This window comes from Pantoea rodasii (assembly GCF_002095465.1).
Taxonomy (GTDB): domain Bacteria; phylum Pseudomonadota; class Gammaproteobacteria; order Enterobacterales; family Enterobacteriaceae; genus Pantoea; species Pantoea rodasii.
Window position 1 is genome coordinate 191750 of sequence record NZ_MLFP01000004.1, and the last position, 13229, is coordinate 204978.

A 13229-nucleotide genomic window follows, 5' to 3' on the forward strand; every position below is an offset into this window, starting at 1 on the left:
AATAAGGCATTATTTTTGATAACTAACTATCAAAATGGAATGTGATGATGAGCAAAATCACCCTCAATGCCATCGCTCGCGCCGCAGGCGTGGGCGTTGCGACGGTGGACCGTGTGCTAAACCGTCGCGCACCGGTGCGTGCTGCCACCGAACAGAAGGTGCTGGAAGCCGCCCAACGTTTAGGATATCAGCTCGGGCCGGTAGCGCCGATCAACGGTTCAATCCAGTCCGCACGCGTCACGCTGCGCATGGGGTTTGTGCTGCTCTCCCAATCTTACTCGTTCTATCATGCGCTGACTGATGCGCTGCGCCAGCAGACGCAGCCGTTACATCCTTCAGGCACTGAGCCGCAGTTTTACTGGCATGATATTGATGATGTCGAGGCCGTAGTCGCCTCGCTGTATACCCTTGCAGAACAGGTGGATGTGATTGGCTTAGTCGCGCTGGATCATCCGTTAATCCGCCACGCGATTGAGAACATCTCGCGCCAGGGCGTTCGGGTGTATACACTGTTCTCCAACTTCTCGCCCTGTGGACATGCAGGCTATTTCGGGCTGGATAATCAAAAGGCCGGGCGCACGGCCGGTTGGGTGGCCTCGCATCTGCTGCATCAGCCGGGATCGGTGGGCGTGCTGGTGGGCGACCATCGTTTTACCTGTCAGGAGAGCTGCGAAATCAGCTTCCGCTCCTACCTGCGCGAACAGGACAGTAGCCGACGCGTGCTGGAACCGTTAAAAACACATGAGTCGATCGATGGCGGCTATCACGCTACCCGTCAGTTGCTGGAAGAACATGCCGATCTGGCGTTGATCTATGCGCCCTGCGGCGGTGTTGAAGGCGTTATTCAGGCGTTGCGCCAGCAGCCGCAGCGCAAGGTGGCGTTAATCTGTCACGGTCCGGTGAAAGAGGGCGAGCTGGCACTGATTGACGGCACGATTACCGTGATGATTCGCCATGAAATTGAGGATATGGCACGGCAGCTCGTCCGCACCGTTCAGCAGCATGTCGAGCCGGGAACGCATTTTTCCCAGGTTACGCTGCCGTTTGAGATCATCACGCGTGAGAATCTTTAGCCTCTAAACAAGACTCATCGCCAGCAGCGCAACAATCCACGCAAATGGGAATGCCAATGAGCTGAGGGAGGAACAATGTGTTGTGCCGTGGTGGCCAGCCTCCTTCGTCTGGAAGTCGCGCCAGCTATGAATTTGATAGTTAATCTATCATTTTTGTGATGATAAATAATATGATCGCTATCAAAAAATGAAAGTTTCATGATTGCTGAAGGTGAAATATTTATTTGATACTTGCGCTATCTCTTACCGCAAGGAACGATCATGACAATTCATATTGCTAACGCACCCTGTAGCTGGGGCGTGGACGATCCGAAAAATCCCTTCCTGCCACCGTGGCAAAAAGTCCTCCGCGAAGCCGCTGAGGCCGGATACCAAAGTATTGAGCTGGGCCCATGGACCTATCTGCCGACCGATGCCGCTGAACTGCGTCACCAGCTGGAAGCCCATCAGCTTTCGCTGGTGGCAGGCACGATCTTTGACGATCTGGTCAGCGAAGCCAATTTCCCGGCGATGGTTGAGCTGGCACACAACATCTGTCGCAACCTGTCGCAGGTCCCTACCGCAGAGAAAACCCACGCGGAAAATCTGCCCGCGCCTTACCTGGTGATTATTGATTTCGGTAATCCTGAGCGTGCGAAATTTGCCGGTCAGTCAGACAAAGCGCCGCGTTTGTCCGGCGAAGAGTGGCAGCGCATGATGCAGCACATCATCACCCTGAGCCAGATTGCTCGCGATGAATATGGCGTGCGTGCGGTGATCCATCCGCATGCGGGCGGCTGCATTGAGTTCGCCGACGAGCTGGAGCAGCTGGTGCAGGACATTCCGCACGAGGTGGCCGGTTTGTGCCTCGACACCGGGCATCTCTATTACTCCGGCATGGATCCGATCCCTTACCTGAGCCGTTACTGGAATCGCATCGATTATCTGCACTTTAAAGATGTGAATGATGCGGTCTGGCGCGATGTGATTGCGCGCGGCGTCGATTTCTTTGCCGCCTGCGCCGAAGGGGTGATGTGCCCGATTGGCAAAGGAGCGATTGATTATCCGGCGGTGCGGGCGTTCCTCGCGGAGCGAAACTATCAGGGCTGGATCACTATCGAGCAGGAGCGCGATCCGCGTCATGCCGACACCAGCCTGCGCGACGTCACCGCCAGCCTTCACTACCTGCAATCAGTCGGATTCTAAGGAGAACATCATGATTAACGGCATCAAAGCTCTGGATCGTTCACTGCGCTGGGGTATGGTCGGCGGCGGTGGCACCAGCCAGATTGGCTATATCCATCGTTCATCGGCACTGCGGGATGGCAATTTCGTGTTGCAGGCGGGTGCATTTGATCTTAACGCCGAACGCGGCCGTGCGTTTGGCGTATCGCTGGGCGTCGACGCGGATCGCTGCTATCCCGATTACGAAACGATGTTTGCGGCGGAAGCGGCGCGTGCAGACGGCATCGAAGCCGTTTCCATCGCCACGCCGAACAATACCCATTTCACCATCTGCCGTGCGGCGCTCAATGCCGGTCTGCATGTGGTGTGTGAAAAGCCACTGTGCTTCACCACGGAAGAAGCGGACGAACTGGAAAAACTCTGCGCCGAGAAGAAGAAGATCATTGGCGTGACCTACGGTTATGCCGGACACCAGCTGATCCATCAGGCGCGCGAGATGATTGCGGAAGGGCTGCTCGGCGAGATCCGCATTATCAATATGCAGTTCGCGCACGGCTTCCATAACGAAGCAGTTGAGTTGCAGAACGAGAGCACCAAGTGGCGCGTCGATCCACGCTTTGTCGGCCCCAGCTATGTGCTGGGGGATCTGGCGACTCATCCGCTGTTTATCGCCGAAACTATGGTGCCGAAACTGCAGGTGAAACGTCTGCTGTGTAGCCGGCAGAGCTTCGTGAAAACCCGTGCGCCACTGGAAGATAACGCCTTTGTGATGATGGAGTACGACAACGGTGCGGTCGGCACCATGTGGGCCTCGGCGGTGAACTGTGGCTCGATGCACGGCCAGAAAGTGCGCGTGATTGGTGAGAAAGCAAGTCTGGAGTGGTGGGACGAGCAGCCGAACCAGTTACGTTATGAAGTGCAGGGCGAGCCGCTGCAGATTCTGGATCGTGGTATGGGCTATCTGCATAAAAACGCCCTGGCCGACGACCGCATCGGTGGTGGTCATCCGGAAGGGCTGTTTGAAGCCTGGTCGAATCTCTATCGCCGTTTTGCGCTGGCAATGGATGCCACCGACCGCGGTGATGAAGCGTTCCTGGCTGACTTCTGGTATCCGGATGTACATGCCGGTTTAATGGGCGTGCGCTGGGTTGAGCAGTGCGTGCAGTCAGCGGATGCCGGTGCGGTGTGGGTGGATTGCTGATTAATATGAAGTGAATATCCCGGTCGGCAGCACTGCCGACCGGGATGCATTAATGCGAGCGCAAATCACTCAGGAAGCGCTGGGCACGTGGGTGCTGGGGCTGAGTGAAGAACTTCTCTGGGGTGGATTTTTCGAGAATCTGTCCCTGATCCATAAACCAGATGGTATCCGCCACTTCGCGAGCAAAATTCATTTCGTGCGTCACGCACATCATGGTCATGCCCTCCTGCGCCAGGCTGCGCATCACCGACAATACTTCACCGACCATTTCGGGATCGAGCGCGGACGTCGGTTCATCAAACAGCATCACCGGCGGCTTCATCGCCAGCGCACGAGCAATCGCCACGCGCTGTTGCTGGCCGCCTGACAGCTGTGCCGGATAGGCATCGGCTTTATGCGACAAGCCAACGCGTTCCAGCAGTTCACCCGCTTGTTTGCGCGCCTCAGATCGTTTAACACCCAGCACTTTCATCGGTGACATCATGATGTTTTCTGCTACCGACACGTGCGGGAACAGGTTGAAGCTCTGGAACACAAATCCAATGCGGGTACGTAGTTGATTGAGCCGCGTGCTGCTGCCGTGAATATCGGTGCCATCAAACACGATCTGGCCGTTATCAATCGGTTCCAGACGGTTGACGGTACGAATCAGCGTGGATTTTCCCGATCCAGAAGGACCGCACACCACCACCACTTCGCCGGTATTGATTTCGGCGCTCAGGTCGGTCAGCGCCTGATACGCGCCGTACCATTTGTTGACCTGGTTAAACATGATCATCGGGCTCATAGTGGTTCCTTATTGCGAAGAGGTTTTAGTCAGCATCACCGCGGGCGCTACGCTGGGATTAGCCTGCGGCGGTTGGCGACGTTTCTGCGCAATGTGCGCTTCAAGTTTGTTAGCGAGCCAGGTGAGGCTGAAGCAGATGATGTAGTAGCTCATCGCCACAATGGCGAACACCTGAAACGGTTTGGTCAACAGCTGGTTGCTCACCTGATTGGCGGCAAAGGTCAGCTCCGGCACGTTAATCACGTAGCCGAGCGTACTGTCTTTAATGATCGATACCAGCTGGCTCACCAGGCTTGGCAGGGTGTTGAACAGCGCCTGCGGCAGAATCACGACACGCAGGGTTTTCATGTGGCTCATGCCTAACGCACGAGACGCTTCATACTGGCCGTGGGGCAGTGCCTGAATGCCGCCACGCACGATTTCGGCAATATAGGCGCTTTCGTAAATCACCAGCGTACACAGCATGGTGGCAAAGCCGCTGATGTTGTGGCCAATCAGCAGCGGGACGCAGAAATAGGTCCAGAACACCACCATCATCAGTGGAATGCCGCGCAGCAGATAAACCCAGCAGGTGGCGGGCCAGCTCAGCCAGCGCCACGGTGACAGGCGCGCCAGTCCCAGCATCACCCCGATGGGGAAGGCCAGCACCACCGCTAATACGGAAATCATTAACGTACAGAGTACGCCACCCAGCGGCCCGTTGGGGTACTGGCCCATTAACAGCAGCATGCCGTTGTCATGCAAAATGGTGAAGATCTCAAACATCGCCATTACCTCGCGTAAACGCGCTGGAAGCGGCGGGCCAGCAGCGCGCCCAAGCCCATCAGCAGCAGGGAGAAGAACAGGTAACCCACGGTGGCCACTAAGTAGGATTCGAAGGTGCGGAAGGTTTGGTTTTCGATATCACGTGTCACATAGGTGAGGTCCGCCACGCCGATGACCATCGCCAGGCTGGTGTTTTTAAACAGCAGCACGGTGTGATTGACCACCGACGGCAGCGCGTTACGCACGCCCTGCGGCAAAATCACCGAGCGCATGGCGCGCACATAACTCATGCCGAGCGCGCGGGCGGCCTCATTCTGTCCATCCGGAATGGCGCGCAGGCCGCTGCGGATATCTTCAGAGAAATAGGCGGCCTGGCACAGCCCAAGGGCGATAAGAGAGAATAAAACTCGGCGTTGTAATCAACGATCATCATCTGCACCGATTCCGGCAGCAGCGTGGGAATGGCGAAATACCACATCATCAACTGAATCAACGTTGGCACATTGCGGTGATAGGAGACATACGCCTTAACCAGCCCAACGGCAATACGATTCTCCGTCAGGCGGACCACCACCAATAGCAGGGCGAGAACCATCGCCAGCAGCCAGGCACCCAACGCCAGTTCAAGGGTGACCACCGTTCCGTCAACGATCATCTGGCCGTAGTGGCCGGTTATCACACTGCTGAAATCAAGTGCCATACAGTTACCTCATCGTACGGTATTACGCGGTGCGGTCGCCCGGTCGCATTGTGGAAAGACCGCCCGGCACTTGCAGCGTCGGGGTAATTTCGATGTTGCCGATGTTGACGGCGACCGGGGCAGACAGCGCGAAAGCCACGCAGTCGGCAATATCTTTGGCCTCTGGCAGTTCGAAGCCATCGATAAAGCGGCGACGCGCATCATCGTGATCGCCTGAAACGTTACCGAAGATGTCGGTGGCGACGCGGCCTGGGCAGATTTCGGTGATGCGCACACGTTTGCCATAGCAGTCCACGCGCAGTTGGCGCGACAGGGCGTGCACACCGGCTTTGGTGGCGTGATACACCGAGTTGCCATTGAAGTTGTAAATGGCGGCAATTGAGGTGATGTTGAACACGTGGCCACGATCGCGCGCCATCATGCCCGGCACCAGCAAGCGGCACAGGTGGAGCACGGCACGCAGATTGACATCGACCTGGGTTTCCACCACGTTTTCGTCGGCATCAAGAATCGAACCAGGATGTGAAACGCCCGCGTTGTTAATCAGAATGTCGATTTCCAGGTCTTTGCACAGCGCAGTGAGTGCCGCGACATCACTGACATCGACCGCGTGCGGAATACAGCCAGTGCGGTCGGCCAGCGCCGCCAATTGCTCTTTACGGCGCGCCACCGCGTGCACGGTGATCCCTTCTTTGCACAGGCGCTCAACAATCGCTTCGCCCATGCCAGCCGATGCGCCGGTCACCAGCGCGGTTTTGTAATCTGAAAATGGCATTTGTGTTTCCTCGTCTCGCCAGGTGTGTCCCCGGCGTAATGGGTCTTTTTTGACTTTATGCAGTTATGCCGCAAGGGCATAAGACATAAAAACTGTGAGGCGATAAGAGCCCCTTATAACCGGATTGCTAATTATTTATCCATCTGAATAGTCAGGATTTCTTCGTCGTATTCAACCGCTGAGTCTGCCTCAACACGCAGTTGCTGTACGCGACCTTTGATGGGACTGAGCACCGGTACATACAGCGGACCAACCTGCACCAATGCCAGCAGATCCTGAGGTGCGACCTGCTGGCCGGGCTGAACAAAATCCTGTTGGCTGTGCGGATGACGGCGTAGCAGCGTACCGGGCAGCGGCGCGCCGATAACCTGTGTGATGGGCGGGGTTTCCTCCGTCGGCATGACGGGTAAAGCGGGCACAGGCGCAAACGTCAGACGAACCGACCACTGTTTGCCCTCTAACGCCAGGCTTTTGAGACCAGAACGTTGCATTTTGCGCGCCAACGCGCGCAGCGTCGGCAGCGGTATCGCGGTTTTTCCATGGGATTCCCGTCAAAGCGAAGCACGCCCGCCGGAGCGGGCAACAGACCAGATTAATCTAGCGCGTTCGTGAGACGGGCAGTAAGAGGGTTTCGCTTTGCGGTGATAAGCGGGTCTTATCCCACCAGAGTCAGCGGATGGTTCTCCACGTTGCGACGCGACATCAGGGACAAGAGAATGGATTTCACCGCTTCGGCAGGCTGGGACAGCGGCAGATGATCCGACATGCAGAATGACAGCGAGGCCTGCACATCCGGCTCGATGATCTTCGCCATCCAGGTATCCCCATTTTTCAGCATCGCGCGTGCGGCGGATTCCGGCATGATGGTGGTGCCCAGACCGGCACTCAGTGCCGCGTTCAGGGTGGTTTGTGATTCGATCTCGCACTTCACACGGTACTGCAGATTGTTCTGCACGAAGGCGTCATCCAGCACTTTACGCATGATGTTGTAGATGCGGGGCAGGAACAGATCATATTGCGCAACCTGCGACAGCGGGATCTCTTTGACCGGTTTGGCCAGGCTGAACGGGCAAACGAAGCACAGATCTTCTTTCATCAGCGGCATGAAGCGCAGGCCATGGATGGTGCGATGATCGTAGATCACCGCCATGTCCATACGCCCGTTCATGATCAGCTCGCTCAGCGTGGTGCCGAAGTTCTCGTTGAAATAGAGCACGATGCCAGGATGCTGCTGCTGCACTTCCATCATCAGCGGGAGCGCCAGGTTTTGCGCTGCTGTGCCGGGAGCCAGCCCGACAGAGACGCTACCGCTTAGCGCTGCGCCAACCAGATCAATCGCACTTTGCGCCTGTTCGCACTGGCGCAAAATGGACTGTGCATGGGAATAGAGTGTTTTCCCGGCTTCGGTGGGCGTGACGCCGCGTTTGGTGCGAATCAACAGCTGTTGATTCACTTCACCTTCCAGCGTGGCCAGCTGTTGGCTCAGTGCGGGTTGGGCGATATGCAGGATATCGGCAGCTTGCGTCAGGCTACCGACGTCAACAATTTTAACAAAGTACTTCAGGCGACGAAGATTCATGGACACTTCCCTCAAACAGAACGCATATCCTCCTCAAGCAAAGTTGATGCCAGGATAAGCTTTCGTTATTGAACTCAGACAGGAGGGTACGGCTACCGGGCCTCCTGAGGCAGGTGCTGAGCTAGTGAGCCGCCGGCTTGGCGGGTGTTGAAAATTGCAGCGCTGCACCGAATGAGTGCAGTTGACCCATCAGCATTGCCAATGACGGGCAAGGAAAATCGTGGGTTCGGGATATAACTCGGGAAAGAAGGTAACACTTTATTAACATTTCGTCAGGCGTGCGGGCGTGACCTGTCGCGCAATTCCGTGCCAATTTCCCGCCTTTATGGCAAAAGTGTGCAGTCGGTCCAGTCATCGCTTTGTGTTATATCACCACAACAAAGCACTATTATCCGTGGCTTCGGCCCTAATCCTATGCTCAGGGGAAACTGACTCCCCCGAACCCAGGATTGACCATGCCCGAGATAGCCGATCGATTAAAGAATGTGACCGTTTCCGCCTCCGTTGCCATGACCCAAAAAGCACGCGATCTCGCGGCCCAGGGCGTTGATGTGGTAGCACTTTCTACCGGCGAACCGGATTTCCCTACGCCGCAACATGCGATTGAAGCCGCATATGCCGCTGCACGTGAGGGCGACACGCGCTATCCACCCACCGACGGTACGCCTGCCCTGCGCAAAGCTATTCAGCTGAAATTTAAACGCGATAACCAGCTGGATTATGACGTCAGCCAGATTCTCACGGCGGGCGGCGCGAAACAGATCATCTTTAATGCCATCATGGCGACCATCAATCCGGGCGACGAAGTGGTGATCCCTACGCCATCGTGGATCAGCTATGCCGATATCGTGAAATTCGCAGGCGGGGTGCCCGTGCCGCTGCCGTGTGCGCAAGAGAACGGCTTTAAACCGCTGCCAGCGGATCTGGATGCGGCGTTCACCGATAAGACTAAGTGGTTGCTGCTGAACTATCCGAGCAACCCAACTGGTTCGGTTGCCAGCAAAGCCGAGCTGCAGGCGTTGGGCGACGTGCTGCTGCGCCATCCGCAGGTGTGGATCATGACGGATGATATCTATGAACATCTGATCTATGACGATGTGCGTTTTTATACGCTGGCGCAGGTTGAGCCACGCTTGTATGACCGCGTGCTGACGGTGAACGGCGTGTCGAAAGCCTATTCGATGACAGGCTGGCGTCTGGGCTTTTGCGGGGGTCCTGCGCCATTAATTAAAGCCATGAGCAATGTGAACACGCAGAACAGCGGTGGTGTGTGTACCTTGACGCAGGCGGCAGCGGTGGCGGTGCTGGAAGGCCCACAGGATTTGTTGCAAGAGCGCGCGCGCATTTACCGTGAACGCCGTGATTACGTGCTGGAGCGCCTGACTTCGATTGATGGCCTACGCTGCCATAAGCCAGAGGGCGCGTTTTATCTGTTCGTGAATATTGAAGGGCTGATTGGCAAAACCAGCGCCGGTGGCCGCTTCATCAGCAACGATGCTGACTTTGTGCTGGCATTGATTGAAGAGCAGCATGTGGTAACAGTGCAGGGCGCTGCGTATGGCATGAGCCCTTACTTCCGCTTGTCTTACGCCACCAGCATGGAACGCTTGCAGACCGGCTGCGATCGTATCGCGGCATTCTGCGCTGGCTGTCGTTAAACGGAAGGCGAAAAAAAATGGCTGCCGATGGGCAGCCATTTTTATTTGGGCGATTTAAAAACGTTACTGAGCAAGCACTTCTGCCGCCGATGCCACCTGATGGCCGCTGGCTTCGATTTCACTGCGTACGATGCTGGCGAGCGCCAGTGAACCCGGCGTGTCGCTGTGCACCAGAATCGAACGCGCGCGCACGGCTATCACTTCCCCTTCAAAGGTGGTGACAGTGCCATGCTGCAGAAACTGTCGTACGCGCGCCCGCAACGCTGCTTCCTCTTTGATCACTGAACCAGCAATGCCGCGCGGGACTAAACGGCCCTGCGCATCGTAGGCGCGGTCGGCGAGGAACAGCGTCAGAGTTTTCAGGCCCGCTGCCTGTGCCGCTCGCTCAATGAGGGTATCGGGTTGTGCGAACACAATCAGATCCGCATTGATACGGGCCACCAACGCCATGACCTGCTGCGCTAATGCCTCGTCGCGATTAACAATATTGCCCATCGCGGCGTGGAAACTGAAGTGAGACACTTTCGTGCCTTCTGCCTGAGCAATCGCTGTCAGCGCCCCGAGTTGATAAGCGACCTGCTGGCAAATCTCCTCGGCACTGAACGGCAGCTCGCGACGACCAAAGCCCTGACGATCGGGCAAGCCCGGATGCGCACCAATGCCGACACCATTCTCTTTCGCCAGCCGCACCATGTTGGTCATGATCGCGGGATCGCCGGCGTGGAATCCGCAGGCGATATTGGCTGAGGAGACCACTTTCATCAGCGCGGCGTCATCACACAGCTGATAAACGCCAAAGCCTTCGCCCATATCGGAGTTCACATCAATCTTCATGGTTTGGGTTCCTTTGGAAAATTATGCGGTTAATGCTTTACGCAGCGGTGGGCAGCTCACCCGTAAGCGGCTCAGCCAGCCTGCGACCTCTTGCTCGATGGCAATGGCCTCACGCGTATCACTCTGGATCAGCTGGATCGATTGGCCCGGTAACACTTGTCCTAAACGCCACAGATCCTGCTCGATCACGCCAGCGATCTTGGGATAACCGCCAGCAGTGTTGGCATCACTGAGCTGAATGATCGGCTCGCCGCCGGGTGGCACTTGCACAATGCCAGGGATCAGTCCGTAAGATCGCATCTCAATGGTTTGTGACGGGAAAATCGGATCGCCCGCCAGTCGATAGCCGGTGCGATTGCTTTGATTGGACACCTGCCATGACTGCTGCCAGAAGCGACCGGCATCGGCAGCGAACAAGGGATATTCGCCCGATGGAATGGCGCGCAGCTGGATTTCGCCCGCACTGTTGCGCGGAAAATGGGCGCGCAGGGCGCTGTCGGGCGGCTCAATGCCGATACCGCTGGTGGGCAGCGGTGAAGCGTGCGTTTCACCCAGCGCCAGGCGGTCGCCACGCTGCAGCGGACGGCCTTCCAGACCACCAAAACCGCCGCGCAGCGCCGTGCTGCGCGAACCCAGCACCAGCGGCACATCAACACCGCCGGCGATACACAGGTAGCCACGAGCACCGCTGCGCGGGTAACGCAATTCCAGCACCTGTCCGGCACGCACGCCGCAGCCCCACCAGGGCGGTAACGGCGCACCGTCTAGGGTGGCACGGCAGTCAGCGCCTGTTACGGCGATGCTGCTGTCCTGCAAAAATCGTACGCGAAACGGGAACAGCTGCACTTCAATGGCGGCGGCATTTTCTTCATTGCCGAGCAGCAGATTTCCGGCGCGCAGTGCCAGCGGATCCATTACACCACTCACCGAGACGCCCATATGGCGGAAGTTGAAACGCCCCAGATCCTGAACCGTATTTAGGGCACCGCTCTGTTCAATTTCGATCACAGTTCAATCCTCTGCGGCAGAAAACGAATACGATCGCCAGGAGCCATCAGTGCAGGCGATTCCGCCAGAGGATCAAACACTTCCAGCTCGGCAAAACCGATGGCGTTCCAGCCGTTGGGGCCGGTCAGCGCTGAAACACCGGCTTGTGCCCCACCAATGGTGACGGTGCCTTTCAACATGCTGAGAGACGGGACTTTTTTGCGCGGTGTCGCCAGCTGCGGATCCAGTCCGTGCAGATAGCCGAAGCCTGGCGCGCTGCCCAGTGCAAATACCGTGTATTCATTCTGATGATGGCGGCGCACTACATCGCGCGCACTGAATCCGGTATGGCGGCATACCGCATCCAGATCGGTCGCGTGTTCACCTCCGTAATGCACTGGGATCTCAATCAGTTTGCCTTGTGGGCTGATCGACTGCGCCTGATCCCAGGCTGCGTGCAGGCTGGCGCGCACCGCCGTGTCATCACGCGGGATATGGCGAAACAGCACCAGCAAATTGGTGACGCCAGGGATCAGCGCTTCTACCGCTTCATCTGCCTGCAGCAGACGCGCCAGGGACCAGATGCGGCGCTGAGCAGAAAGATCGAATCCACCCGGCGCTTCCACCAGCCATGCGCGAGCACCGATGGTGGAAAGGGTAATCGTGGAGGAACAAGCCAGCGCGGGTGCGCTGGCGGGCTGGATATCAGAATGCGACATCACCGATCACTATTCCAGTGGTTCAAATTTCAGGCTGGAGAGCGGTTGTACGCGCTCTTCACGCACCATTTTGTATTCAGTTTTCGGCCCAATCCAGGTATCCCAGATTTTGTCGATAGTGCCGTCATCGTCCATCGCTTTCAGGCCACTGTTAACGCTGGCCAGCAGTGCCGGCTCATCTTTCTTCATGCCAATACCAATCGGCTCCAGCGCCATCGGCTCTTTCACCATCGCCAGCTCAATGCCGTCTTTTTTCGCCTGCGCGATGGTTTTAATACCGGTCATGGTGTTGGTCACGAAGCCCACAGATTTGTTCTGCTCCAGTGCCAGGAAGGCGGATGCCGTATCCTGGAAGGTCACCGCTTTGCCACCTTTGATGTGGATCGATTGCTCAGAGGTGGTGCCCTTGGTGGCGCTGATGCGTTTGCCTTTGAAGAAGTCCAGTGACTTATCCGCCAGCGGGGCTTTGACCACCAGCATCTCTTTCGCCACGTAGTATGGATCGCTGAACTGGATCTGGTTGCCGCGCGTTTGGTGTAGGCGAGGTTAGCGATCAGCACATCGGCGCGACCGGTGGCAATCACCGCAATACGGGCTTCTACAGAGGTCGGGACCAGCGTGAGTTTGACGTTCATCTGCTTCGCCAGTGAGGTGCACAGATCAATATCCATGCCCACCAACTGACGCGTCTTTGGATCCGGCGAAGAGAAGGGCGGCACGTCAGAATAGACTGCGCACTTCAGCTCACCGCTGGATTTGATGTTCGCCATCATGTCTGCCTGCGCCGCTGAAACAGCCAGCAACGGCAGCAGTGCCAACCCAATGGTGGTAAGTCTTTTCATGGTCATGTGCATTCCCTCAGTGGTGGATACTGCCTCAGAGCGCAAAATATCGCTTTTCTGGACTATATCGGCTTTGTTTTACGTCGAAAAAGAGGGAAAGCGTGTTATGCGATAGCGAAATGATATGACCCCCGGCAATAAGTTA

At 56.9% G+C, this 13229-nt stretch carries 12 protein-coding genes and 2 pseudogenes; 4 read left to right on the plus strand and 10 right to left on the minus strand.

The annotated features are described in order from the left end of the window. Nucleotides 1-47: 47 nt before the first annotated feature. The 3 genes from HA45_RS07325 (at nucleotide 48) to HA45_RS07335 (ending at nucleotide 3438) form a co-directional block, all read left to right on the plus strand. Nucleotides 48-1073 (plus strand): LacI family DNA-binding transcriptional regulator, encoded by a 1026-nt coding sequence (locus HA45_RS07325; protein ID WP_100704364.1) that lies wholly within the window; start codon nucleotides 48-50, stop codon nucleotides 1071-1073. Nucleotides 1074-1334: 261 nt separating this feature from the next. After that, on the plus strand, nucleotides 1335-2258 hold the full coding sequence (locus HA45_RS07330) for a TIM barrel protein (protein WP_100704365.1): 924 nt from the start codon (nucleotides 1335-1337) through the stop codon (nucleotides 2256-2258). Between the two features lie 10 nt (nucleotides 2259-2268). Continuing rightward, nucleotides 2269-3438 (plus strand): Gfo/Idh/MocA family protein, encoded by a 1170-nt coding sequence (locus HA45_RS07335; protein WP_100704366.1) that lies wholly within the window; start codon nucleotides 2269-2271, stop codon nucleotides 3436-3438. Between the two features lie 49 nt (nucleotides 3439-3487). Here HA45_RS07335 and HA45_RS07340 read toward each other — a convergent pair whose 3' ends face one another. The 6 genes and pseudogenes from HA45_RS07340 to nac form a co-directional block, all read right to left on the minus strand. Then, nucleotides 3488-4225, minus strand: a complete 738-nt coding sequence (locus tag HA45_RS07340; protein ID WP_100704367.1) for an amino acid ABC transporter ATP-binding protein — start codon at nucleotides 4223-4225, stop codon at nucleotides 3488-3490. Nucleotides 4226-4234: 9 nt separating this feature from the next. Further along, a complete protein-coding gene (locus tag HA45_RS07345; RefSeq protein ID WP_100704368.1) occupies nucleotides 4235-4990 on the minus strand; it encodes an amino acid ABC transporter permease in 756 nt (251 codons plus the stop codon). Between the two features lie 5 nt (nucleotides 4991-4995). Then, a pseudogene (locus HA45_RS07350) lies at nucleotides 4996-5690 on the minus strand (amino acid ABC transporter permease). A gap of 22 nt (nucleotides 5691-5712) precedes the next feature. After that, nucleotides 5713-6465 carry an SDR family oxidoreductase gene (locus HA45_RS07355; RefSeq protein ID WP_100704370.1) on the minus strand — a complete coding sequence of 251 codons (753 nt, stop codon included), beginning with the start codon at nucleotides 6463-6465 and terminating at the stop codon, nucleotides 5713-5715. A 131-nt stretch (nucleotides 6466-6596) separates the two neighbouring features. After that, on the minus strand, nucleotides 6597-6956 hold the full coding sequence (locus HA45_RS07360; RefSeq protein ID WP_128598908.1) for an acetyl-CoA carboxylase biotin carboxyl carrier protein: 360 nt from the start codon (nucleotides 6954-6956) through the stop codon (nucleotides 6597-6599). A 164-nt stretch (nucleotides 6957-7120) separates the two neighbouring features. After that, on the minus strand, nucleotides 7121-8044 hold the full coding sequence (nac, locus tag HA45_RS07365; protein WP_034826712.1) for a nitrogen assimilation transcriptional regulator NAC: 924 nt from the start codon (nucleotides 8042-8044) through the stop codon (nucleotides 7121-7123). 455 nt (nucleotides 8045-8499) lie between these two features. Between nac and HA45_RS07370 the strand changes: the two genes are divergently transcribed. Next, nucleotides 8500-9702 carry a pyridoxal phosphate-dependent aminotransferase gene (locus HA45_RS07370; protein WP_100704372.1) on the plus strand — a complete coding sequence of 401 codons (1203 nt, stop codon included), beginning with the start codon at nucleotides 8500-8502 and terminating at the stop codon, nucleotides 9700-9702. A gap of 63 nt (nucleotides 9703-9765) precedes the next feature. On the opposite strand, the gene HA45_RS07375 is transcribed toward HA45_RS07370, so the two are convergent. The 4 genes and pseudogenes from HA45_RS07375 to HA45_RS07390 form a co-directional block, all read right to left on the minus strand. Continuing rightward, nucleotides 9766-10536: a 5-oxoprolinase subunit PxpA gene (locus tag HA45_RS07375; protein WP_100704373.1), complete on the minus strand. Its 771-nt coding sequence runs from the start codon at nucleotides 10534-10536 to the stop codon at nucleotides 9766-9768. Nucleotides 10537-10557: 21 nt separating this feature from the next. Then, nucleotides 10558-11544: a 5-oxoprolinase subunit C family protein gene (locus HA45_RS07380; RefSeq protein WP_100704374.1), complete on the minus strand. Its 987-nt coding sequence runs from the start codon at nucleotides 11542-11544 to the stop codon at nucleotides 10558-10560. Beyond that, entirely contained in the window at nucleotides 11541-12242 is a 702-nt protein-coding gene (gene pxpB, locus HA45_RS07385) for a 5-oxoprolinase subunit PxpB (protein WP_100704375.1), read from the minus strand. The genes HA45_RS07380 and pxpB overlap by 4 nt, the downstream gene beginning before the upstream one ends. A 9-nt stretch (nucleotides 12243-12251) precedes the next feature. Beyond that, nucleotides 12252-13090: pseudogene (locus HA45_RS07390) on the minus strand (transporter substrate-binding domain-containing protein). Between the last annotated feature and the right edge of the window lie 139 nt (nucleotides 13091-13229).